At 60.2% G+C, this 21,660-nt stretch carries 18 protein-coding genes; 7 read left to right on the forward strand and 11 right to left on the reverse strand.

Annotated elements, in window-relative coordinates; translation table 11 throughout:
* The first annotated feature begins 8 nt into the window (after positions 1 to 8).
* On the forward strand, positions 9 to 875 hold the full coding sequence (locus CGA21_RS15700; RefSeq protein ID WP_188264549.1) for a phasin family protein: 867 nt from the start codon (positions 9 to 11) through the stop codon (positions 873 to 875).
* A 142-nt stretch (positions 876 to 1,017) separates the two neighbouring features.
* On the opposite strand, the gene CGA21_RS15705 is transcribed toward CGA21_RS15700, so the two are convergent.
* The 10 genes from CGA21_RS15705 to CGA21_RS15750 form a co-directional block, all read right to left on the reverse strand.
* Entirely contained in the window at positions 1,018 to 1,635 is a 618-nt protein-coding gene (locus CGA21_RS15705; RefSeq protein WP_110754739.1) for a TetR/AcrR family transcriptional regulator, read from the reverse strand.
* A gap of 57 nt (positions 1,636 to 1,692) precedes the next feature.
* On the reverse strand, positions 1,693 to 3,375 hold the full coding sequence (gene phaC, locus CGA21_RS15710; RefSeq protein WP_110754737.1) for a class II poly(R)-hydroxyalkanoic acid synthase: 1,683 nt from the start codon (positions 3,373 to 3,375) through the stop codon (positions 1,693 to 1,695).
* 128 nt (positions 3,376 to 3,503) lie between these two features.
* A complete protein-coding gene (phaZ, locus tag CGA21_RS15715) occupies positions 3,504 to 4,358 on the reverse strand; it encodes a poly(3-hydroxyalkanoate) depolymerase (RefSeq protein ID WP_110754735.1) in 855 nt (284 codons plus the stop codon).
* A 218-nt stretch (positions 4,359 to 4,576) separates the two neighbouring features.
* On the reverse strand, positions 4,577 to 6,256 hold the full coding sequence (gene phaC / locus CGA21_RS15720) for a class II poly(R)-hydroxyalkanoic acid synthase (RefSeq protein WP_110754733.1): 1,680 nt from the start codon (positions 6,254 to 6,256) through the stop codon (positions 4,577 to 4,579).
* Positions 6,257 to 6,513: 257 nt separating this feature from the next.
* A complete protein-coding gene (locus CGA21_RS15725; RefSeq protein WP_188264550.1) occupies positions 6,514 to 6,891 on the reverse strand; it encodes a gamma-butyrobetaine hydroxylase-like domain-containing protein in 378 nt (125 codons plus the stop codon).
* Positions 6,892 to 7,006: 115 nt separating this feature from the next.
* The gene (hslU, locus tag CGA21_RS15730) at positions 7,007 to 8,344 is read right to left on the reverse strand and encodes an ATP-dependent protease ATPase subunit HslU (RefSeq protein ID WP_110754729.1); all 1,338 of its coding nucleotides are present in this window, start codon (positions 8,342 to 8,344) and stop codon (positions 7,007 to 7,009) included.
* Positions 8,345 to 8,398: 54 nt separating this feature from the next.
* Positions 8,399 to 8,929 carry an ATP-dependent protease subunit HslV gene (gene hslV / locus CGA21_RS15735; RefSeq protein WP_020801247.1) on the reverse strand — a complete coding sequence of 177 codons (531 nt, stop codon included), beginning with the start codon at positions 8,927 to 8,929 and terminating at the stop codon, positions 8,399 to 8,401.
* Between the two features lie 212 nt (positions 8,930 to 9,141).
* Positions 9,142 to 9,852, reverse strand: a complete 711-nt coding sequence (locus tag CGA21_RS15740) for an SPOR domain-containing protein (protein WP_188264551.1) — start codon at positions 9,850 to 9,852, stop codon at positions 9,142 to 9,144.
* 1 nt (position 9,853) lies between these two features.
* A complete protein-coding gene (gene argS, locus CGA21_RS15745; RefSeq protein ID WP_033044373.1) occupies positions 9,854 to 11,590 on the reverse strand; it encodes an arginine--tRNA ligase in 1,737 nt (578 codons plus the stop codon).
* 227 nt (positions 11,591 to 11,817) lie between these two features.
* Positions 11,818 to 14,037: a primosomal protein N' gene (locus tag CGA21_RS15750; protein ID WP_188264552.1), complete on the reverse strand. Its 2,220-nt coding sequence runs from the start codon at positions 14,035 to 14,037 to the stop codon at positions 11,818 to 11,820.
* Between the two features lie 175 nt (positions 14,038 to 14,212).
* Between CGA21_RS15750 and rpmE the strand changes: the two genes are divergently transcribed.
* Both rpmE and CGA21_RS15760 read left to right on the forward strand, forming a co-directional pair.
* Positions 14,213 to 14,431, forward strand: a complete 219-nt coding sequence (rpmE, locus tag CGA21_RS15755) for a 50S ribosomal protein L31 (RefSeq protein ID WP_008047849.1) — start codon at positions 14,213 to 14,215, stop codon at positions 14,429 to 14,431.
* Positions 14,432 to 14,715: 284 nt separating this feature from the next.
* Positions 14,716 to 15,984 (forward strand): malic enzyme-like NAD(P)-binding protein, encoded by a 1,269-nt coding sequence (locus CGA21_RS15760; RefSeq protein WP_110754725.1) that lies wholly within the window; start codon positions 14,716 to 14,718, stop codon positions 15,982 to 15,984.
* Positions 15,985 to 16,226: 242 nt separating this feature from the next.
* On the opposite strand, the gene CGA21_RS15765 is transcribed toward CGA21_RS15760, so the two are convergent.
* A complete protein-coding gene (locus CGA21_RS15765; protein ID WP_188264553.1) occupies positions 16,227 to 18,668 on the reverse strand; it encodes a penicillin-binding protein 1A in 2,442 nt (813 codons plus the stop codon).
* Between the two features lie 214 nt (positions 18,669 to 18,882).
* Between CGA21_RS15765 and CGA21_RS15770 the strand changes: the two genes are divergently transcribed.
* The 4 genes from CGA21_RS15770 to CGA21_RS15785 are packed head-to-tail and all read left to right on the forward strand — an operon-like array spanning position 18,883 to position 21,651.
* Positions 18,883 to 19,944 (forward strand): type IV pilus assembly protein PilM, encoded by a 1,062-nt coding sequence (locus tag CGA21_RS15770; RefSeq protein WP_110754721.1) that lies wholly within the window; start codon positions 18,883 to 18,885, stop codon positions 19,942 to 19,944.
* Positions 19,944 to 20,510 (forward strand): PilN domain-containing protein, encoded by a 567-nt coding sequence (locus CGA21_RS15775; protein ID WP_188264554.1) that lies wholly within the window; start codon positions 19,944 to 19,946, stop codon positions 20,508 to 20,510. The genes CGA21_RS15770 and CGA21_RS15775 overlap by 1 nt, the downstream gene beginning before the upstream one ends.
* Complete coding sequence (locus tag CGA21_RS15780) at positions 20,507 to 21,127, forward strand: type 4a pilus biogenesis protein PilO (RefSeq protein ID WP_110754716.1); 621 nt, start codon at positions 20,507 to 20,509, stop codon at positions 21,125 to 21,127. The genes CGA21_RS15775 and CGA21_RS15780 overlap by 4 nt, the downstream gene beginning before the upstream one ends.
* Positions 21,127 to 21,651, forward strand: coding sequence for a pilus assembly protein PilP (locus tag CGA21_RS15785; protein WP_188264555.1), 525 nt, complete (start codon positions 21,127 to 21,129; stop codon positions 21,649 to 21,651). The genes CGA21_RS15780 and CGA21_RS15785 overlap by 1 nt, the downstream gene beginning before the upstream one ends.
* Positions 21,652 to 21,660: the final 9 nt, after the last annotated feature.

Here is a 21,660-nt window from a genome sequence, read left to right on the forward strand (position 1 = left end):
AGAACGGGATGGCTGGTAAAAAGAACACCGAAAAAGAAAGCAGCTCGTGGATCGGAAAAGTCGAAGACTACTCCCGCAAAATCTGGCTGGCTGGTTTAGGCGTGTACTCGAAGATCGACACTGACGGCAGCAAACTCTTCGACTCGCTGGTTAAGGACGGCGAGAAAGCCGAGAAGCTGACCAAGAGCGCTGTTGGCAAGACTGTCGACGCCGCCAAGGACTCCGCATCGTCGGCCAAGTCGCGCATCAGCGGCGTAAAAGATCGTGCACTGGGCAAGTGGGATGAGCTGGAAGGAGCTTTCGACAAGCGCCTGAACAGCGCCATTTCGCGCCTGGGCGTGCCGAGCCGCAATGAAGTCAAGGCACTGCACAGCAAGGTCGATACCCTGACCAAGCAAATCGAAAAACTTACCGGTGCCAAGGTTGCGCCTGTTGCGGCGAAAACCGCGGCAGCCAAACCAGCCGCCAAACCGGCTGCCAAAACCGCAGCCAAGCCATTGGCCAAAGCGGCGGCCAAACCGGCTGCAAAAACTGCTGCCGCCAAGCCAGCCGCCGCCAAGCCAGCTGCAAAATCAGCGGCCAAACCAGCCGCTAAACCGGCTGCCAAAACCGCAGCCAAGCCTGCAGCGAAAACCGCTGCCGCTAAACCGGCAGCCAAGCCAGCGGCAAAACCTGCTGCAGCGAAGAAACCAGCGGTGAAAAAACCGGCGGCTCCAAAAGCTGCCGCAGCCAAACCAGCAGAGGCTACCGCCAAGCCGGCAACCCCGGTGACTTCGGCAGCTGTGACAAGCACTTCGAATTCCGCTGCCGCGCCGACCCCTGCTGTAACCCAGACTGCCGCGCCAGCTCCATCGACGCCAACCAGTCAGTCCTGATAGTTCAGGGCTCAAAAAAACGCCCGGCCTGCCAAGGTCGGGCGTTTTTGTTTGAAGGCTTGAAAAGATCGCAGCCTGCGGCAGCTCCTACAGTAAAACGCGATCCTGTGTAGGAGCTGCCGCAGGCTGCGATCTTTTGATCTTAGTGTTCCTCCAGATACTGCAGCGCCATCTGCTCAGTCGCCGCCTTGATCGACGGCAACAGATGCGGCGCCACCAGCATCATGATCTGGTAGACCACCAATCGAACTTCGCCTTCACGGCCCAGAATCCGCTGATAGTCCAGTGAGAACAGCAGCGTCAGGGTGATCTGCTCCACCAGCTGCCCCAGCGCCTGGGTGTCGCTGACCAATTGCCCCAAGGCCTTCAATCGAGCCAGCAGCGACGCGAGCGTGCGCTTGAGCGCATTGAGCAGGTTGCGAATACCCTTGGCCAGTTTCGGCAGGCGCCCGGCCAGATTCGACAGGTCCTGAAACAGAAAGCGATAGTGTGACAAGCGTTCGACGATCAGGTGCAGGAACAGCCAGTAATCCTCAGGAGCCAGTTCGACGTCGGCCGGAGGATCGAGCAACGGGGACAACTCGGCCTGGAAACGTTCGAACAGGCCGAGAATCAGCGGCTCCTTGCCATGGAAGTGGTAATACAGATTGCCCGGGCTGATGCCCATTTCGTTGGCGACTTCCATGGTGGAAACATTCGGTTCGCCCTTCTCATTGAACAACTGCAGGGCACATTCGAGTATCCGTTCGCGGGTTTTCATCCAGTCTTCTTATGATCGGGTCATGCCTCGGCCGTTAAAGGCCGCGGTCGTTGAACATCAGCGCACGCGCACGTAAGTCCCGGGCGCCGCCTCCATCGGTGGATAATTCTGATTGCCGAGGGCCATGTGCGTTTCTTTTTTTGCGCCCGAGCGCTCCTGAATCCAGCCCAGCCATTGCGTCCACCAGCTACCGTCGACGGGCTTGGCGTCGTAGTACCAGGCCCTGGGGTCGCTGCTCAGTTTTGTGCCTTCGAGGTAGTTGGCTTTGGGATTGTTCGGCGGGTTGAGAATGCTCTGCACGTGACCGCTGTTGGCCAGGACAAAGCGGCGCTCGCCACCGAGCAACAGGGTTGAGCGATACACCGCGTCCCACGGCGTGATGTGGTCGTTGATGCCGGCCACGCTGAAGCTGTCGACGGTAACCTTCTGCAAGTCGATCGGTGTGCCGCACACTTCCAGGCCACCCGGGTGGCTCAGCGGGTTGTGCTTGAAGAAGTCCAGCAAGTCACCATGCAGGGCGGCCGGCAGGCGTGTGTTGTCATTGTTCCAGTAGAGAATGTCGAATGCCGGCGGCTCCTTGCCCATCAGGTAATTGTTGACGAAGTAGCTCCAGATCAAATCGTTGGGGCGCATCCAGGCGAAAACCTTGGCCATGTCGCGGCCGTCCAGTACACCTTTCTGGTAGGAGCGGCGCTTGGCGGCTTCCAGGGTCTGTTCGTCGGCGAAGAGGGTGGCCGGGCTGTCCAGTTGGCTGTCGAGCAGGCTCACCAGGTACGTCGCGCTGGAGACGCGGCGCAGCTGTCGCTTGGCTTGCAAGTGGCCCTGCAGGGCAGCAATGGTCAGCCCGCCAGCGCAGGCGCCCATCAGGTTGACCTCGCGCGCGCCGGTGATTGCCCGGCAGACATTCATGGCTTCTTCCACCGCTTCAACGTAGCTCGACAGGCCCCATTCGCGGTGACGTACATCCGGATTGCGCCAACTGATGACGAAGGTTTGCAGGCCGTTCTTGAGCGCGAACTGGACGAAGCTGTTATGGGGGCTGAGGTCAAAAATGTAGTACTTGTTGATCTGTGGCGGCACCACCAGCAGCGGTTTGGAATACTGCTTTTCGCTCATCGGCTTGTATTGGATCAGCTCCAGCAGCTCGTTGCGAAACACCACGGCGCCGGTGGTGGTGGCGACGGTCTTGCCAACCTCGAATGCATGCTTGGTGACTTGCCGGGGCAAGCCATCGTTGTGCAAGAGGTCATCGACCAGATGGCCGATCCCGCGCACCAGGCTGTTGCCGCCGGAGTTGAAGATTTCCTTGATCGCCAGTGGATTGAGCAGGCTGTTGGACGGCGACATTGCATCGTTGAGCAGGGCGAACGCGAAGTGCGCACGGGCGCGGTCATCCGGGCTCATGTTGCTTTCGTCGATCCAGCTCCTGACCTGCTTCTGCCAGCTCAGGTACGCCTGCAGGCTGCGACGATAAAAGGGATTGAGACTCCACGCCGGGTCGTCGAAGCGACGGTCTTGCGGGTTGGTGGGATGCAGAGTGTCACCCAGCAACACGCGACCCAGTTGGCTACCCAGTTTCAAGGCGTGTCGCGCGGTGTGCACGGGGTGGCGCAGGCCATGGGCGGCAACACTGCGCAAAGTCGAAACCAGATCCCGGCCACGCAGGCCGGTAATCGCACTTTGTGCGTTGATGAACTTGGCGGGAGTGGGTAGTGACTCCCTCGCAGGTTTATCGCGCATGACTCAACACTCCTTCGTCTTCAGGCCAAATACAAAACACCGAACCAGAACACCATAGACGCTGTAGCAGGTTGTTGCGCGGTGCGATGTCCTGCCACCTCCTCTTTGCCATACAAGAAATGAGCCGCTCAGCCACCCAGTGGCGCCGGATGCGGGTGCATCACCGCCCGCTGGCGCTCCTCTTCAAGGAACTTCATGATGATCGGTGCCACTGCTTCGGCCCGGGTGATCAAGAACAGATGGCCGTCATCGATGATGTGCAACTGGGCATTGGGAATCCGCCAGGCCAGCAAGCGCATGTTGACCAACGGGATCAAGGGATCGTCGTCGCCGGCCAGCACCAGGGTCGGCTGATTGATCTTGTGCAGCCAGTGGATGCTGGTCCAGCCCAAGCCGGCGAACAGTTGCCAGTAGTAACCGAGCTTGCCCGCCGAACGGACCTTTGCCGCATGGCTTGCAGCCAGCGTCGGGTCGCGACGGAACGCGCCGCCGTAGATCATCGGCGCAATGCGGATCACGTGGGATGGCTGGATGTACCGTCGTGGGCTGGCCATCATCCACAAGACTTTCGGCTTGCCCGGCACCATCACCGTACCCGCGGCTGTCGCTGCCAGGACCAGCTTCTTGCATCGCTCTGGATAGTCATAGGCGAACTGTTGCGCCAGGGCGCCACCCCAAGACACGCCGATCACGTTGACTCGCCCATAATCAAGGTAGTCGAGCATGCGTGCCGTGAGCTTTGCCAGGCCTGGGAAGCGATATGGACGATTGGGCGTCGATGAACCGCCAACTCCGGGCACGTCGAAGGCGATGACTTCGAGGTCCGGGTCCAGCGCTGCGACGAACGGAAACACCAGCTCCAGGTTGGCGCCGATGCCGTTGAAAATCAGCAAGGGCGTCAAGTGAGGCTTGCCGGGGCGCACCGCCGTGCGGAGGGTCTGGCCATCCAGGTCGACGGTGCGGAATATGAACGGTTGCGGCATGCTTCTAGCCCTGTGGGTTAATTCATCCCTGGACCCTTGCAGGAGCGAGCTTTTGTGGTGAGGGGATTTATCCCCGTTGGGTGGCGCAGCCGCCCCAAAACCTGCAACTGCGGTGTATCAGTTACACCGAGTGCATTGATTTTACGACTGCTTCGCAGTCGAACGGGGATCAATCCCCTCGCCACAGCTCGCTCCCACAGGGGAGCGGGGTGTGTCAGTTACCGTTCGTGCACGTAAGTGCCTGGCGCCGCTTCACCTGCCGGATACGCCTTGCTGCCCAGTTTTGTCGGGGACTTTTTCAGCTCGCCCGAGCGTTGGGCCTGCCAGGCCTGCCAGTGCAGCCACCAGGAATCGGTATGCTTGGTGGCATTCGCTTGCCATTCATCGGCACTGTCCGCCACTTCGGTGCTGGTCATGTAGCGCGATTTCGGATTGCCCGGCGGGTTCAGGATGCTCTGGATATGCCCGCTGCTCGACAGCACGAATTCAACGTTGCCGCCAAACAGCTGCGCCGACTTGTAGCAGGACTTCCACGGGGTGATGTGGTCGTTGGTGCCGGCCAGGGAAAAGATGTCGGCCGTCACCTGCTTGAGGTCGATGGGGGTGCCGCACACTTCCAGTGCATTCGGGCGAATCAGTGGGTTATTTTTGAACAGTTCGATCAGGTCGCCGTGGAACGCCGCGGGCAACCGTGTGGTGTCGTTGTTCCAGAACAGGATGTCGAACACCGGCGGCTCGTTGCCTAGCAGGTAATTGTTGACCCAGTAGTTCCAGATCAGATCGTTGGGGCGCATCCAGGCGAAGACCTTCGCCATGTCGCGGCCTTCCAGCACGCCGGCCTGGTACGAGTGGCGCTTGGCGGCTTCAAGGGTCTGTTCATTGACGAACAGGGCGACATCGCTGTCGAGGGTGGTATCAAGCACGCTCACCAGCAAGGTGAGGGCGTTGACCTTGTTTTCGCCAATCGCCGCGTAATGGCCCAGCAGCGCGGTGCAAGTGATGCCGCCGGAGCAGGCGCCGAGCATGTTCACGTCTTTGCTGCCGGTGATTGCGGTAACCACGTCAACCGCTTCCTTGAGGGCTTCGATGTAGGTCGACAGGCCCCACTCTCGCTGTTCCTTGGTCGGATTTCGCCAGCTGACGATGAACGTCTGCACGTTGTTGCGCAGGCAGAACCGCGCCAGGCTCTTGTCCGGGCTCAGGTCGAAAACGTAGAACTTGTTGATCTGCGGCGGCACCACCAGCAGCGGGCGTTCATATACCTGCTCGGTGGTCGGCTTGTACTGGATCAGTTCCAGCACATCGTTGCGAAACACCACCGCGCCTTCGGTCACGCCCAGGCTCTTGCCGACCTCGAATGCACCCATGTTGACCTGGCTCGGCATGCCGCCGTTGTGTACCAGATCCTTGGCCAGATGCGAGAGGCCGTCGAGCAGGCTTTTGCCACCGGTTTCGAAAAAGCGTTTGACTGCCGCCGGGTTGGCCGCGGTGTTGGTCGGCGCCATGGCTTCGGTCATGAGGTTGATCACGAAGTGCCCGCGCGCCACATCGCTGGGGCTGAGGCTGCTGTCGTCGATCCAGGCGTGAAGCTCCTTGCGCCACGCCAGGTAGGTTTGCAAATAACGTTTATAGAGCGGGTTCTGACTCCAGGCCGGATCGGCGAAGCGACGGTCATCGCTGGTCGGTTGCAGTCCGGACTTACCCAACAGTACGTTCTTGAGTTCAAGACCAAAATGCGCAACATGTTTGACGCTGTGCACCGGTTGCCTGATGGCCTGCCTAAGCACCATTCGAGCAGAAGCCAGTAGATCCTTTCCACGCAGCCCAACGACAGGATTGAGCCCCAAGGTGTTTTCCGAGGCTTGATACTTCAACTCATCGTTACTCTTGTCACTCATCTACGACGCTCCATTGCCTTGAGACGAGTACCTCGGTCCCGCTGTGTAGCGACACAGCAACTGCCAGGTACTGCTGCTCGGGTGACCTTTAATTCTGCATCACTGCTTTTCCGTTCAGAGAGCGCTGCAGGGAACTTGCCAGTTCATTGGTTACCCGAGTTTAATTTTTTTCGCAAGCGGGCCAAGCGTCGACCCTGAAGCCGAGCATTCAAACAGATGAAATTAGAAAATGCCCTCTAAAGAGCAAGAGGCTCAGGCTAGAGCATCAGCTTGACGACAGATTCGTTCGGGTCGCGGGTTTTTCCTGCCGCCTTGAGCTCGGCAAGATAATCGTCCCAGAGCGCGTCCTGACGTCGCCCCAGTTCGTAGAGGTATTCCCAGGTGAACAGGCCGCTGTCGTGGCCATCGTCAAAGGTCAGTTTCAGTGCGTACTGACCGGCGGGTTCTATCTTGCTCAGGCCTACGTTGATCTTGCCAAATTGCAGGATGGGTTTGCCGTGGCCCTGGACCTCGGCGGAAGGAGAGTGCACGCGCAGGAACTCGGCGGGCAGGGTGAATTCCTCACCGGACGCATATTTGAGCGTCAGGGTTTTCGAGGCTTTGTGCAGCTTGATGTCGGTGGGGAGTTGGGTCATGACCGGATGTCCGTTTGTATGTGTGGCCTGACCCTTGTAGGAGCCGGCTTGCTGGCGATGGCAATCTCAGGTACGCCATCGCCAGCAAGCCGGCTCCTACAAGGAATCACATGACCTACAGGATATAACGGGACAGGTCTTCGTTCTGCGCCAATTCGCCCAGGTGGCTGTTGACGTAGTCGGCGTCGATCTGGATTACCTTGTCGTCATGGACGCTGGCCAGGTCGCCGGCACTGAAAGACACTTCTTCGAGCAGGCGCTCAAGCAATGTGTGCAGACGACGGGCACCGATGTTTTCGGTCTTCTCGTTGACCTGCCAGGCGATCTCGGCAATGCGCTTGATCCCGCTCGGCAGGAACTCGATACCCAGGCCTTCGGTTTTCAGCAGCGCGCAATATTGCTCGGTGAGCGAGGCGTGGGGCTCGCTGAGGATGCGTTCGAAATCCTCGGGGCTCAGGGCCTTGAGTTCGACACGGATCGGCAGTCGACCTTGCAGCTCGGGTACCAGATCGCTTGGCTTGCTCAGGTGGAAGGCACCGGAGGCGATGAACAGGATGTGGTCGGTCTTGACCATGCCCAGCTTGGTGTTGACGGTGCAGCCTTCGATCAGCGGCAGCAAGTCGCGCTGCACGCCTTCGCGGGATACATCGACGCCGCCGGAGTTGCCGCGCTTGGCGACCTTGTCGATTTCGTCGATGAACACGATGCCGTGCTGTTCGACTGCTTCCAGGGCCTTGGCTTTCAACTCGTCATCGTTGACCAGGCGGCTGGCTTCTTCGTCGCGCACCATCTTCAGCGCTTCTTTGACCTTGAGCTTGCGGGCTTTCTTCTTGCCCTTGCCCATATTGGCGAACAGGCTCTGCAACTGGTTGGTCATTTCTTCCATGCCCGGTGGCGCGGAGATATCGACGCCGGCCATTTCGGCGACTTCGATCTCGATCTCCTTGTCGTCCAGCTGGCCTTCGCGCAGGCGCTTGCGGAAGAGTTGGCGGGTATTGGAGTCCTGGGTCGGGGCGTCGTCGCTGGTGAAACCCATGCGTGCCGGAGGCAGCAGGGCGTCAAGGATGCGTTCTTCGGCAGCGTCTTCGGCGCGGTGGCGCACTTTGACGATTTCCTGCTCGCGCAGCAGCTTGATCGCGGCATCGGCCAGGTCACGAATGATCGATTCGACATCACGGCCGACGTAGCCGACTTCGGTGAACTTGGTGGCTTCGACCTTGATGAAAGGTGCGTTGGCCAGTTTCGCCAGGCGACGGGCGATCTCGGTCTTGCCGACACCGGTCGGGCCGATCATCAGGATATTCTTGGGTGTGACTTCAACGCGCAGCTCTTCAGGCAACTGCATGCGGCGCCAGCGATTGCGCAGGGCAATGGCGACGGCGCGCTTGGCATCGTCCTGGCCGATGATATGGCGATTGAGTTCGTGGACGATTTCACGGGGAGTCATGGACATAATATTTAATGGACCTCAAGCAAGAATGAGCCGTGGCGCGGGGCCGAATCAGGCTTACTCGGCGCAGTCCTGCTCCTCAATGGTCTGGGTGTGGTTGGTGAATACACAGATGTCGCCGGCAATGCCGAGAGCCGTCTCGACGATCTCCCGGGCCGACAGGTCGGTTTTCTTCAGCAGTGCGCTGGCGGCGGCCTGGGCGTAACCGCCGCCGGAACCCATGGCGATCAGGCCTTCTTCGGGTTCGACCACGTCGCCGTTACCGGTGATGATCAGGGAGGCGTCTTTGTTGGCAACCGCGAGCATGGCTTCGAGGCGGCTCAGGGAGCGATCGGTACGCCATTCCTTTGCGAGCTCGACAGCGGCGCGTACCAGGTGACCCTGATGCTTTTCAAGTTGGCCTTCGAAACGTTCGAAGAGGGTAAAGGCGTCAGCGGTGGCGCCGGCAAAACCGGCAATGACCTGGCCGTGGTACAGGCGACGAACTTTTTTCGCGTTGCCTTTCATCACGGTATTGCCAAGGGAAACCTGGCCGTCGCCGCCCATGACGACTTTGCCGTGGCGGCGAACTGAAACGATGGTGGTCAAGGGAAGAGTCTCCACGCTGCGGGGCGAAAATGCCGTATGCCCATTCATATGGGGGTGGTGGAGTGGATTTCAACTGTGTGCGGCGGCGGGGGACGAATGGCGTGTGATGACTGTGGCGAGGGGATTTATCCCCGCTGGACTGCGCAGCAGGCCAATTTTGGGGGCCGCTACGCAGCCCGCCGGGGATAAATCCCCTCGCCACAGGGGGTGGATCAGCGGTTCTGGCGTTGTTGTAACAACAGATTGCTGAAGCCGGCGCCGGCCAGTTGTTTCTGTGCCGTGGTCAGTTGCTCGCGATTGCTGAACGGTCCGACCAATACCCGATACCAGGTCTCGTCCTTCACCGTACCCGATTCTACCGCCACCGCCTGGCCAAGCAGAATGATCTGCGCCCGCACCTTGTCCGCGTCAGCCTCCTTGCGGAACGATCCGGCCTGCAGGAAGAACTTGATCACCGGTGCGGCCTTGGCCACCGGTGGCGCTGGCGGCGGCGTAATGCCCGCCAGGGCAGCCTGGGCACGGGCGGTATCGATTTTCGCCGCTTCCGCCGGGGTAACCGGCGTGGTCGGGATGGCTGGCACCTGTGGCGTCGGCAGGGTCTTTTCCGGCACGGCATCCGGCGGCACGATCACTTCCGATTCCGGCAGCAGGGTGTAGAAGTCGTATTTCGGCTTCACTGGTTGCGTCGGACTCGGCGGGGTCTTGTTGGCCTCGGCGATCTTGGTGGCTTTCTGTTGCTGCTCGACCTTCTCGCGCTTGACCGTGTCGCTGCCCTTGCCGGGCTCCAGCTTCATCAGGAATACGATGAAAGCACCGACCGTCAGGCCGATGGCCATCCACAGCCATCCCGGGATCGGTTGCTTCGCTGGAGCTTGGTAACGGCTGGCGCCACGCTTGGGTGCAGGTTTTTTCTTGGCAGCCAACTTACATACGCTCCAGAGTTTCCAGGCCCAAGAGTTCCAGGCCTTGTTTGAGAGTGCGTCCGGTCAGCGCGGCGAGGCGCAGACGGCTCTGCATTTGTTCCGGGGTGTCGGCGGCGAGGATCGGGCAGTTCTCGTAGAAGCTGGAGAACAGGCCGGCGACGTCATACAGGTAGGTGCAGAGGATGTGCGGGGTGCCTTTCTCGGAAACGTTGTTCAGCACCTCGCCAAACTGCGCGAGTTTTGCCGCCAGTTCAAGTTCGTGCGGGGCTTCGAGAACGATCTGGCCTTCGACTTCGCTGAAGTCCTTGCCGAGTTTGCGGAACACGCCAGCCACGCGGGTGTAGGCGTACAGCAGGTATGGCGCGGTATTGCCCTCGAAGTTCAGCATCAGGTCGAAGTTGAAGCTGTAGTCGCTGGTGCGGTGCTTGGACAGGTCGGCATATTTCACCGCCCCGATACCCACCACCTTGGCGATGTTGCGCAGCTCGGCTTCGGCCAGCTCCGGGTTCTTGTCCTTCACCAGCGTGTAGGCGCGTTCCTGGGCTTCTGTCAGCAGGTCGATCAGCTTCACGGTGCCGCCGTCACGGGTCTTGAACGGGCGACCGTCAGCGCCGTTCATGGTGCCGAAGCCCATGTGTTCCATTTCCATCGGGTGCGTCACGAAGCCCGCTTTACGGGCGACTGCGAACACTTGCTGGAAGTGCAGGGCTTGACGCTGGTCGACGAAGTACAGGGCGCGATCGGCCTTGAGCGTGCCGCTGCGGTAGCGCACGGCAGCCAGGTCGGTGGTGGCGTAGAGGTAGCCTCCGTCGGCCTTGACGATGATCACCGGCAGCGGGTCGCCGTCGGCGTTCTTGAACTCGTCGAGGAACACGCACTGAGCGCCGTTGCTCTCGACCAGCATGCCGGCGGCCTTCAGGTCGTTGACCACATTGATCAGGTCGTCGTTGTAGGCGCTTTCGCCCATCACGTCGGCCATGGTCAGCTTGACGTTCAGCAGCTCGTAGATTTTCTGGCAGTGGGACAGCGAGATGTCCTTGAACTTGGTCCACAGTGCCAGGCAATCGGGATCGCCAGCCTGTAGCTTGACCACCAGGCCACGGGCGCGGTCGGCGAACTCTTCGGATTCGTCAAAGCGCCCTTTGGCGGCGCGGTAGAAGTTTTCCAGGTCCGACAGTTCGTCGCTGGTGATCGGGTTTTCCTGCAGGTAAGCCATCAGCATGCCGAACTGGGTGCCCCAGTCGCCGACGTGGTTCTGACGGATCACTTCGTCACCGAGGAATTCCAATACGCGGGCTACGCCGTCGCCAATGATGGTCGAGCGCAAGTGGCCGACGTGCATCTCTTTGGCCAGGTTCGGTGCCGACAGGTCGACCACGGTGCGCTGTACCGGGCCAGCCTTGCGTACGCCGATGTGTTCATCGGCCAGGGCGGCGTCCAGGCGAGTGGCCAGGGCCTGGGTGTTCTGGAAGAAGTTCAGGAAGCCAGGGCCGGCGATTTCGGCCTTGGAGACGTTTTCGTCAGCCGGCAGGGCCGCGATGATTTTTTCCGCCAGGTCGCGCGGTTTCATGCCCGCAGGCTTGGCCAGCATCATGGCGATGTTGCTGGCGAAGTCGCCGTTTTTCTTGTCGCGAGAGTTTTCAACCTGGATCGCCGGCGACAGGCCTTCAGGCAACACACCTTCGTTGACGAGTTGGGTGATGGCTTGTTGGATCAGCTGGCGAATGGTGTCTTTCATGGTCTTCTCTTTCGACCGCAGGCGCGGCGGCGCATCAATGCGCTGGTGGAAAAACTGGGCATTATCCGTTGCCGAGGCGACCTTGCCAACCATAGCGGGCAGGTTATGGATATGCGGTGACAAATCGGGCCCCTTCGCGAGCAGGCTCGCTCCCACAGTAGATCCAGGGTCTGCATTTACCTTAACCCCTGCGGGAGCGCAGCCTGCTCGCGAAGGCGACCTTGCGATCAATACAAATCGACCGGGTCGACATCCAGCGACCAGCGCACCGCCCGCCCGCTTGGCATTTGCTCCAGCACCAACAGCCAGCTGGCAAGCAACCGGTGCAGCGGTGCCCGGGCCGTAGCCTGTAACAACAACTGGGCACGATAACGCCCGGCGCGTCGCTCCATCGGGGCGGGTACCGGTCCGAGCAGTTCGATTGCGCTCAGGTTCTGTTCGGCGAGCAAGCGCTCGGCTTCGCTGCAGGCCTCATCGAGGAACCCTTCGGCCTGTCCGGGCTTGTGCGCCTCGGCGCGCAGCAATGCCAAATGCGCAAACGGCGGCAGGCCGGCTGCGCGACGTTCACTCAAGGCCTGTTCGGCAAAGGCGAAGTAACCCTGTTCGGTCAACTGCACCAGCAGCGGGTGGTCGGCCAGGTGTGTCTGGATGATCACCTTGCCCGGCTCTTCCGCCCGGCCTGCTCGACCGGCGACCTGGACAATCAGTTGCGCCATGCGCTCACTGGCGCGGAAGTCGCCGGAGAACAGCCCGCCGTCCGCATCCAGGATCGACACCAGGGTGACCCGTGGAAAGTGGTGGCCCTTGGCAAGCATCTGCGTGCCGACCAGGATGCAGGGCTGCCCTTTGTGGATGGTGGCGAACAACTGGTTCATCGCGTCCTTGCGCGACGTGCTGTCGCGGTCGACCCGCAAGACCGGATAGTCCGGGAACAGGATTCCCAGGCGTTCCTCGGCCCGTTCGGTGCCGGCCCCCACTGGGCGCAGGTCGACCTTGCTGCACTTGGGGCACTGGCGCGGTACGCGTTCGACATAGCCGCAATGATGGCAACGCAGTTCGCCGTAGCGCTGGTGCACCGTCATGCGCGCATCGCAGCGTTGGCACTCGGACATCCAGCCGCAGTCATGACACAGCAGGGTTGGGGCAAAGCCGCGGCGGTTGAGGAACACCAGCACCTGCTGGCCGGCAGCGAGGGTCTGGCCGATGGCTTGTTGCATGGGCCCGGAAATGCCGCTGTCCAGTGGACGGCTTTTCACGTCCAGGCGTAGGAAGCGCGGTTGCTTGGCGCCGCCGGCACGCTCGTTCAGCCGCAGCAGGCCATACCGGCCGGTGTAGGCGTTGTGCAGGCTTTCCAGTGAGGGTGTGGCAGAGCCGAGGACAATCGGGATGTTTTCCTGGCGTGCCCTGACCAGCGCCAGGTCGCGGGCGTGATAGCGCAAGCCTTCCTGCTGTTTATAGGAACCATCGTGTTCTTCGTCGATGATGATCAGCCCCGGGTTTTTCATCGGCGTGAACAGCGCCGAGCGGGTGCCGATTATGATGTCGGCTTCACCATCGCGGGCGGCGAGCCAGGCCTCGAGACGTTCGCGATCATTGACCGCGGAGTGAATCAGCGCGATTCGCGCGTTGAAACGCTGCTCGAAGCGCGCCAGGGTCTGCGGGCCGAGGTTGATTTCCGGGATCAGTACCAGCGCTTGCTTGCCGGCCTCCAGGGTTTCGCGAATCAGCTGCAGATAGACTTCGGTCTTGCCGCTGCCGGTGACACCGGCCAACAGAAACGCATGATAACTGTCGAACCCTGAGCGAATCGCTTCATAGGCGGCGCGTTGCTCCGGGTTGAGCGGCAGCTCCGGTTGGGCCAGCCAGTGATCATGCCGGGCTCCAGGGGCGTGCCTGCGAATCTCGACCTGGACCAGTTCCTTGGCCAGCAACAGGTCGAGGCTGTCCTTGCTCAGCATCAGCTTGCTCAATAGCTGATGGGCAACGCCATGGGGGTGCTGGGCCAGCGTTGCCAGGGCTTCGCGCTGGCGCGGGGCGCGGGCGATGCGCGGGTCATCGAGGCTGGCGCCCGGCGCAGCGGACCAGAAGCGCTCCTGGCGCGCCTCAGCCAATTCGCCCTGGCGCAGCAACACCGGCAGTGCCCAGCTCAAGGTGTCGCCGAGGCTGTGCTGGTAATACTGCGAGGTCCACAGACAAAGCTTGAACAGCGCGGGCGGCAAGGGCGAGGTTGCGTCAAGCAGTGCGAGGGCGGGTTTGAGTTTTTCCGCCGGCACCTCGCTGGTGTCGGCGATCTCCACCAGAATCCCGATCATCTCCCGACGGCCGAACGGCACCCGCAAACGCATGCCGGGGTGTAGCTGCGCACGCAGAACGCCGGCCGGCGCCCGGTAGTCGAACAGGCGGCGCAGGGGCGAAGGCAGGGCGAGGCGCAAAATGGCGTCGGGCACGCGGGGGGATCTCGATAGACGGTACAAAGGATGACTCAGGGCCGGGAGCCTAGCAGACGACCGGTTTGAGGGACAGCTTGCGTGATTGGCATTGTCTGGTAGAATCCGCGGCCTAATTACGTGCGGTATTCAACAATAGTGTTGGGTGGCGGCACGCTAGCCCGAGGAAGACACCATGAAAGCTGATATCCATCCAGAATACCCAGCAGTTGCTGTTACCTGCAGCTGCGGCAACAAGTTCGAAACTCGTTCGACCTTCGGCAAAGCCCTGGCGATCGACGTTTGCAACGAATGCCACCCGTTCTACACCGGTAAGCAGAAGACTCTGGACACTGGCGGCCGCGTTCAGCGCTTCGCAGACCGTTTCGGTGCTTTCGGTGCGAAGAAGGCCTAAGGCCGATCATCCTGGGGAAACGCAGTATTCCCATGCTGATGAAAAAGGCGTCCCTCGGGACGCCTTTTTTGTGTCTTTGATTTGGCTGTAAAGGCCATTTTCAAATAATTGTAGACATTTTTTACGTGAATTGTGAACAGTCTATCCCTTGTGTTTCGCGGCTCTTGGCCCAAAGTCGTAGGGCCGGGCGCTTGACAGGGGTGACCGGTCAGTCTTGTGGGGATTTTGCCAGGCGCGTATCCTCGCTGACCAGTCTGTCCAACAGTAAAAAGCGGAATGCCAAAATGTCTGATCTGAAAACTGCCGCTCTCGAATATCACGCCAATCCTCGTCCAGGGAAGCTGAGTGTCGAGCTCACCAAGGCCACTGCTACCGCCCGCGACCTGTCGCTGGCCTACAGCCCCGGCGTAGCTGAACCAGTACGCGAGATCGCCCGCGATCCTGAGCTGGCCTACAAATACACCGGCAAAGGCAACCTGGTTGCAGTCATTTCCGATGGCACCGCGATTCTGGGTCTGGGTAACCTCGGCCCATTGGCCTCCAAGCCAGTAATGGAAGGTAAAGGCGTACTGTTCAAGCGTTTCGCCGGCATCGACGTTTTCGACATCGAAGTCGACTCTGAAAGCCCGCAGGCCTTCATCGACACCGTCAAGCGCATCTCCATCACTTTCGGTGGCATCAACCTGGAAGACATCAAGGCACCTGAGTGCTTTGAGATTGAACGCGCCCTGATCGAGCAGTGTGACATCCCGGTATTCCACGACGACCAGCACGGTACCGCGATCGTGACCGCGGCCGGCATGATCAACGCCCTGGAAATCGCTGGCAAAACCCTGCCGCAAGCCAAGATCGTGTGCCTGGGTGCTGGTGCCGCCGCCATCTCCTGCATGAAATTGCTGGTGAGCATGGGTGCCAACATCGAAAACATCTACATGGTTGACCGTACCGGTGTGATCCACTCCGGCCGTGACGACCTGAACCAGTACAAGGCCGTCTTCGCTCACGCGACCGACAAGCGCACCCTGGCAGACGCCCTGCAAGGTGCAGACGTGTTCGTCGGCCTGTCCGGCCCGAACCTGCTGAGCCCAGAAGGCCTGCTTTCCATGGCGCCTAACCCGATCGTGTTCGCGTGCTCCAACCCTGATCCGGAAATCTCCCCGGAGCTGGCTCACGCTACCCGTAGCGACGTGATCATGGCCACCGGCCGTTCGGACTACCCGAACCAGGTCAACAACGTGCTGGGCTTCCCGTTCATCTTCCGTGGTGCCCTGGACGTTCGCGCCAAGCGTATCAACGAAGAAATGAAGGTGGCTGCGGCCAACGCCCTGCGTGAACTGGCCAAGCTGCCAGTGCCTCAGGAAGTGTGCGATGCCTACGGCGGCATCAAGCTGGAATTCGGTCGTGAGTACATCATTCCGAAACCAATGGATGCCCGCTTGATCACCCTGATCTCTGACGCTGTGGCCAAGGCTGCGATCGAGACCGGCGTGGCGACCCTGCCGTACCCGAAGAACTACCCGCTCAAAAGCGTGGATGACGTGTTCAACGGCTAAGCCGTTGTAGCGCTTCAACCGAAAGCCCCGGCTCGTTTTGAGCCGGGGCTTTTTTACATCCCTGAGTCTTGCGTCGATTGTGCGGGCCTCTTCGCGGGCAAGCCCGCTCCCACAGGGTTCATGCGATTTCCTGTGGGAGCGGGCTTGCCCGCGAAGGCGGCAGTTAAATAAATGCAAATCTGGCAGGCAATAAAAAGCCCTGCACTTCTCACGAGGGCAGGGCTCTTTGATGTGGCTTGCGATCAGAACAAATCGATCGGCGCGCCCTCATCCGCCGGCAGCGGGCTGCCTGGGGCGTTGCCGTTGCCCAGCTCATTACCCGTCGGCGGCGTATCTTCGACCTTGAACAGCTCGAAGTAGGCCCCAGGCGTACCCGGCGTGGCTGCACGGCCGCTGATTGGATCTACCCGCAGGCTCAGGATGCCTTCCGGCTCTGGTTGGGTGTGAGGCGGCAGGCCTTTGAGCGCAGCACCCATGAAGTTCATCCAGATGGGCAGGGCGACGGTGCCGCCAAACTCTTTGCGACCCAGGCTTTCGGGTTGGTCGAAGCCTGTCCAAACGGTAGTGACGTAATCGGCGTTGTAGCCCGAGAACCAGGCGTCCTTGGACTCGTTGGTGGTGCCGGTCTTGCCGGCAATGTCGCCGCGGCCCAGGGCCAGCGCGCGACGACCGGTACCGAGCTTGATCACGTCCTGCAGCATGCTGTTGAGGATGTAGGTGGTTCGTCCATCGACTATGCGTTCAGCCACGGCAGGTGTTTGTGGTGCTGGTTGCTCGCCCGGTGCCTGGCCAGGTGTTGCATTTACCGTAATGGCTTCGGCGGCGGGTGCGGCGATACCGTCGGTCGCGACGGTGCCTTTTGGCACGCTGGGTGGGTTCGCAACGAACAGTGTGTCGCCATTGCGGCTTTCGATCTTGTCGATAATGTATGGGGTGATCTTGTAGCCACCGTTGGCGAAGGTACTCCAGCCCGTGGCAATTTCCATCGGTGTCAGGGTTGCGGTACCCAGCGCCAGGGACAGGTTGGGTGGCAGATCCTGCTTGTTAAAGCCAAAGCGGGTGATGTAGTCGATGGTCTTGCCAACGCCCATCGCTTGCAGCAGGCGAATCGAAACCAGGTTGCGTGACTTGTAGAGCGCTTCGCGCAGGCGGATCGGGCCGAGGAAGGTGTTGGTGTCGTTCTTCGGGCGCCAGACCTTGTCCAGGTATTCGTCGACAAACACGATCGGTGCGTCGTTCACCAGGCTGGACGCGGTGTAGCCGTTATCCAGTGCGGCACTGTAGACGAAAGGCTTGAAGCTCGAACCCGGCTGGCGCTTGGCTTGAAGGGCGCGGTTGTAGTTACTTTGCTCAAAGGCGAAACCGCCGACCAGTGCGCGGATGGCGCCATTTTGTGGATCAAGGGAGACCAGTGCGCCCTGGGCCTGCGGGATCTGGCTGAATTTCAGCGAATTGTCCGCCTGGCGTTGCACGCGAATCAGATCGCCGACCTGGGCCACATCCGAAGGCTGCTTGGGGTTTGGGCCCATGCTGTTGGTGTTCAGGAATGGGCGAGCCCATTTCATGGTGTCCCAACTAACGTGTTCGCTGCCGGTGCGGGTCAGCACCTGCAGGCCGCTCTTGTCGACCTGGGTGACGATGGCCGGTTCAAGGCTGCTGATGGTGCGTTGCTTGGTCAGCTCGGTCGCCCACGCCTCGCGCGTCTTGCCCGGCAGACGGGACTCGGGGCCCCGATAGCCGTGACGCTGGTCATAGGTCATCAAGCCTTCGTGGAGGGCGGTGTTGGCCATCTCCTGGAGGTTGCTCGGCACCGTGGTGGTGACGCGGAAACCTTCGGTGTACGCGTCGCTGCCATAGCGGCCAACCATTTCGGCGCGGGCCATCTCGGCGATGTAGGGCGCGTTCACTTCTGGGGTCGGCACGTGATAGCTGGCGTTCAGCGGCTCGTTGACGGCAGTGGTGTAGTCGGCTTCGCTGATTTTGCCCAGCTTGTACATGCGCCCCAGGATCCAGTCGCGACGCTCCTTGCTACGGGCCGGGTTGGCCAGCGGGTTGAATCGTGAAGGCGCTTTGGGCAAGCCGGCGATCATCGCCATCTGCGCCAGGCTGATGTCGCGAATCGACTTGCCGTAATACACCTGCGCCGCTGCCTCGATGCCGTAGGCGCGGTTGCCCAGATAGATCTTGTTGACGTACAGCTCAAGAATTTCGTCCTTGGTCAGCTGCCGTTCGATCTGCAGGGCCAAGAGGATTTCGGTGGTTTTACGCGAGAAACTGCGTTCGCTGGTCAGGAAGAAGTTCTTCGCCACCTGCATGGTGATGGTGCTGCCCCCGGACTGGATATGGCCGCTTTTGACCAATTGAGTGGCGGCGCGCATCAGGCTGCTGGGATCGACGCCGTAGTGATTGGCGAAGTTATCGTCTTCAGCACTTAGTAACGCATTAATGAAGTTGGGGGGAATGTCGGCGAAACGGATCGGTGTACGGCGCATTTCGCCAAATTCTGCGATCAACTTGTTGTCGCTGCTGTAGACCCGCAGGGGAATCTGCAACTGGATGCTTCTCAGCGCCTCAACAGAGGGCAATCCAGGACTAAGGTAGAGAAACGCCCCACTCAGACCCAGAAGCAGTCCGCAGAATACGGCGACGATGGACCAACCGAAAAATTTCAGCAGACGAATCAAGGCTTTTGGACATCCAGGGCAAAAAATGAATTTGGCATCAGGGTTCAGGCTAAAGGAGAACGACCCGCGCTTGAGAAAAACCGGAAAAAAACGCTGGGCATTATAAGCATTTTTCCGTCCAAGGCGTTATTTGCGCTAGCTGTCAAGACGGGTGGATTGAACGCAACACCCATTATGGAGTCCGTAACTCACGGAAAGTCATAGGGAATTGGTAGTGCTAGGACTCTTCAATAAAAAAGCCAGGTCGCTCCTGGGAATCGATATCAGCTCCACTTCGGTGAAGTTGCTGGAACTGAGCCGCCAGGGCAGTGGCTTTCGGGTCGAAGCCTACGCAGTCGAGCCGTTGCCCGCCAACGCGGTCATCGAGAAAAATATCGCCGAGCTCGATGGGGTGGGCCAGGCGCTGGCGCGCGTGCTGGTCAAGGCCAGGACTAACCTCAAGTACGTAGCGGTGGCCGTGGCCGGTTCGGCGGTGATCACCAAGACCATCGAAATGGATGCCGGCCTTACCGATGACGAGATGGAAGACCAACTGAAGATCGAGGCCGACCAGTACATCCCTTATCCGCTGGACGATGTCGCCATCGATTTCGAAGTCCAGGGCGCTTCCACGCGTAATCCTGGGCGGGTCAACGTATTACTCGCCGCCTGTCGCAAGGAAAATGTCGAGGTCCGTGAGGCCGCCCTGGCCCTGGCGGGCTTGACTGCACGCGTGGTCGACGTGGAGGCCTATGCCCTGGAGCGTTCGTTCGGTTTGCTCAGGATCCAACAGGGCGTCGCTCAAGGGCGCTTGGTGGCAGTAGTCGATGTCGGAGCAACCATGACCACCCTGAGCGTGCTGCATGAGGGGCGGATTATCTATACCCGAGAGCAATTGTTCGGCGGCCGTCAGCTTACCGAGGCAATCGAGCGCCGATATGGTCTGACCGTTGAGCAGGCTGGCCTGGCGAAGAAACAAGGCGGCTTGCCGGATGATTATGTCGGCGAAGTGCTGCAGCCGTTTCGCGAGGCGCTGGTACAGCAAGTATCGCGCTCATTGCAGTTCTTCTTCGCTTCGGGCCAGTACAGCGCGGTCGACCAGATTCTGTTGGCCGGCGGTACCGCGTCAATCCCTGGTCTGGATCGGTTGATCGAGCAGCAATTGGGAACGCCAACGCTGGTGGCCAACCCGTTTTGCGACATGACGTTGGGCAGCAAGGTCAACGCCGCGGCCCTGGCCAGCGATGCGCCGGCGTTGATGATTGCCTGCGGGTTGGCCCTCAGGAGTTTCGACTGATGGCGCAGATCAATCTATTACCCTGGCGCGAAGAGCGACGGGAACAGCGGCGCAAGCGCTTTCTCCTGGTGCTGGCAGCTGTAGTGCTGGGTTCGGCAGCCGCCTTGCTCGTGGTCAACCAGGTCATCGGCAGTGCTATCGAGCGGCAGATTGCACGTAACAACTACATCGGCAGACAGATCGCCATGGTCGACGAGCGGATCAAGCAGATCAGCGATCTCAAGGCTCGTCGCCAACAATTGGTCGAGCGCATGGGCATCATCCAGGACTTGCAAGGTAATCGTCCGATCAGCGGGCGAATATTTGATCAACTGGCGCGGACATTGCCCGACGGGGTGTATTTCACCGAAGTCAAAATGACGGGCAAGACCTTGTCCATCACCGGAGCGGCGCAATCGAACAACCGTGTTTCAGACCTGATGCGAAACCTGGAGGCGTCCGACTGGTTCGATGCGCCCAGCCTGACTGAAGTCAAGACGACGACCGCGGGCCAGCTGGACCAGGCCAATGTTTTTCAGTTGACCGTTCGTCAAACCCGGACCGCGGCCGTGGAGGATGGCGAATGAGTCCGTCCGAATGGCTCGACGGGTTGCGCAGGATCGATATCAACGATCTGGATACTCACAACATGGGGGCCTGGCCACCCGCGATTAAAGTCCTGATGGGCATTGTGGTCGCGATCCTCGTGCTGTCGATCGGCTACAACTTTTCCACGAGCGAGCTTGAAGACCAGCTTGAGCTCAAGCGAGAGGAGGAGTCGACACTCAAGGAGCAATTTGCCAGCAAATCCCATATGGCGGCGAATCTGGAACTTTACTCCCAGCAGATGAAGGAGATGGAGAATGCCTTCGGCGTGCTGCTACGGCAGCTGCCCAGCGACACTGAAGTCCCAGGCCTGCTGGAAGATATCACTCGAACAGGGCTGGGCAGCGGCCTGGAGTTCGAAGAAATCAAGCTGTTGCCGGAGGTCGCCCAGCCGTTCTACATCGAATTGCCGATCAAGATCACGGTCACCGGTGCCTATCACGACCTTGCCACTTTTGTCAGTGGCGTGGCCGGGTTGCCGCGTATCGTCACCCTGCATGATTTCGACCTCGCGCCGGTCAATCCGGACGACGGACCGAAATTGCGCATGAGCATCCTGGCCAGGACTTACCGCTACAACGACAAGGGGCTGCATTGATGAGCCCGCTACGTGGTTGTTCGATAGTGGTTTTGGTCGCCGTATTGGCAGGCTGTGACGGCGGCGATGATTTCAGCGACCTGGACGCCTCCCTGAACGAAATACGCCTTCGGGCGCCGGGCAAAATTGAACCAACGCCGACATTTCGGTCTTACCCGACGTTCACCTACAACGCCGCCAACTTTCGCAGCCCGTTTTCACGGCAGGTCAAGGTCGATCTGGCACACCAACAGGGGGCGCGCAACGTCAAGCCTGACCCCAGCCGGGTCAAGCAGTACCTCGAGGGTTTCAACATCGAGCAGTTTGAAATGGTCGGCACGATTTCCAATGCGGCAGGCTCCTTTGCACTGCTGCGCGGCGCCGGTGGGGTGCATCGGCTGAAAGTTGGCGATTACCTGGGGCGTAACGACGGCCGGATAGTCGCCATCAGTGGCTCGCAAGTCGAAGTGGTAGAAATCGTTCCTGACGGCGAAGGTGCCTGGCTGGAGCGGCCGCGGATCCTTCCTTTGAAAGAGCACTCATAGTGGAACTCG

This window comes from Pseudomonas sp. PSB11 (genome assembly GCF_014596605.1).
Classification (GTDB): Bacteria; Pseudomonadota; Gammaproteobacteria; order Pseudomonadales; family Pseudomonadaceae; genus Aquipseudomonas; species Aquipseudomonas umsongensis.

Excerpts from the sequence above, each read along its gene's own strand:
- CGA21_RS15760 (WP_110754725.1), top strand. The coding sequence starts at position 14,716 with ATGTCTGATCTGAAAACTGCCGCTCTCGAATATCACGCCAATCCTCGT.
- CGA21_RS15725 (WP_188264550.1), bottom strand. The coding sequence starts at position 6,891 with ATGACCCAACTCCCCACCGACATCAAGCTGCACAAAGCCTCGAAAACC.
- hslU (WP_110754729.1), bottom strand. The coding sequence starts at position 8,344 with ATGTCCATGACTCCCCGTGAAATCGTCCACGAACTCAATCGCCATATC.
- CGA21_RS15700 (WP_188264549.1), top strand. The coding sequence starts at position 9 with ATGGCTGGTAAAAAGAACACCGAAAAAGAAAGCAGCTCGTGGATCGGA.
- rpmE (WP_008047849.1), top strand. The coding sequence starts at position 14,213 with ATGAAAGCTGATATCCATCCAGAATACCCAGCAGTTGCTGTTACCTGC.
- CGA21_RS15785 (WP_188264555.1), top strand. The coding sequence starts at position 21,127 with ATGAGCCCGCTACGTGGTTGTTCGATAGTGGTTTTGGTCGCCGTATTG.
- CGA21_RS15780 (WP_110754716.1), top strand. The coding sequence starts at position 20,507 with ATGAGTCCGTCCGAATGGCTCGACGGGTTGCGCAGGATCGATATCAAC.
- phaC (WP_110754737.1), bottom strand. The coding sequence starts at position 3,375 with ATGCGCGATAAACCTGCGAGGGAGTCACTACCCACTCCCGCCAAGTTC.
- argS (WP_033044373.1), bottom strand. The coding sequence starts at position 11,590 with ATGAAAGACACCATTCGCCAGCTGATCCAACAAGCCATCACCCAACTC.
- phaZ (WP_110754735.1), bottom strand. The coding sequence starts at position 4,358 with ATGCCGCAACCGTTCATATTCCGCACCGTCGACCTGGATGGCCAGACC.
- phaC (WP_110754733.1), bottom strand. The coding sequence starts at position 6,256 with ATGAGTGACAAGAGTAACGATGAGTTGAAGTATCAAGCCTCGGAAAAC.
- CGA21_RS15775 (WP_188264554.1), top strand. The coding sequence starts at position 19,944 with ATGGCGCAGATCAATCTATTACCCTGGCGCGAAGAGCGACGGGAACAG.
- CGA21_RS15705 (WP_110754739.1), bottom strand. The coding sequence starts at position 1,635 with ATGAAAACCCGCGAACGGATACTCGAATGTGCCCTGCAGTTGTTCAAT.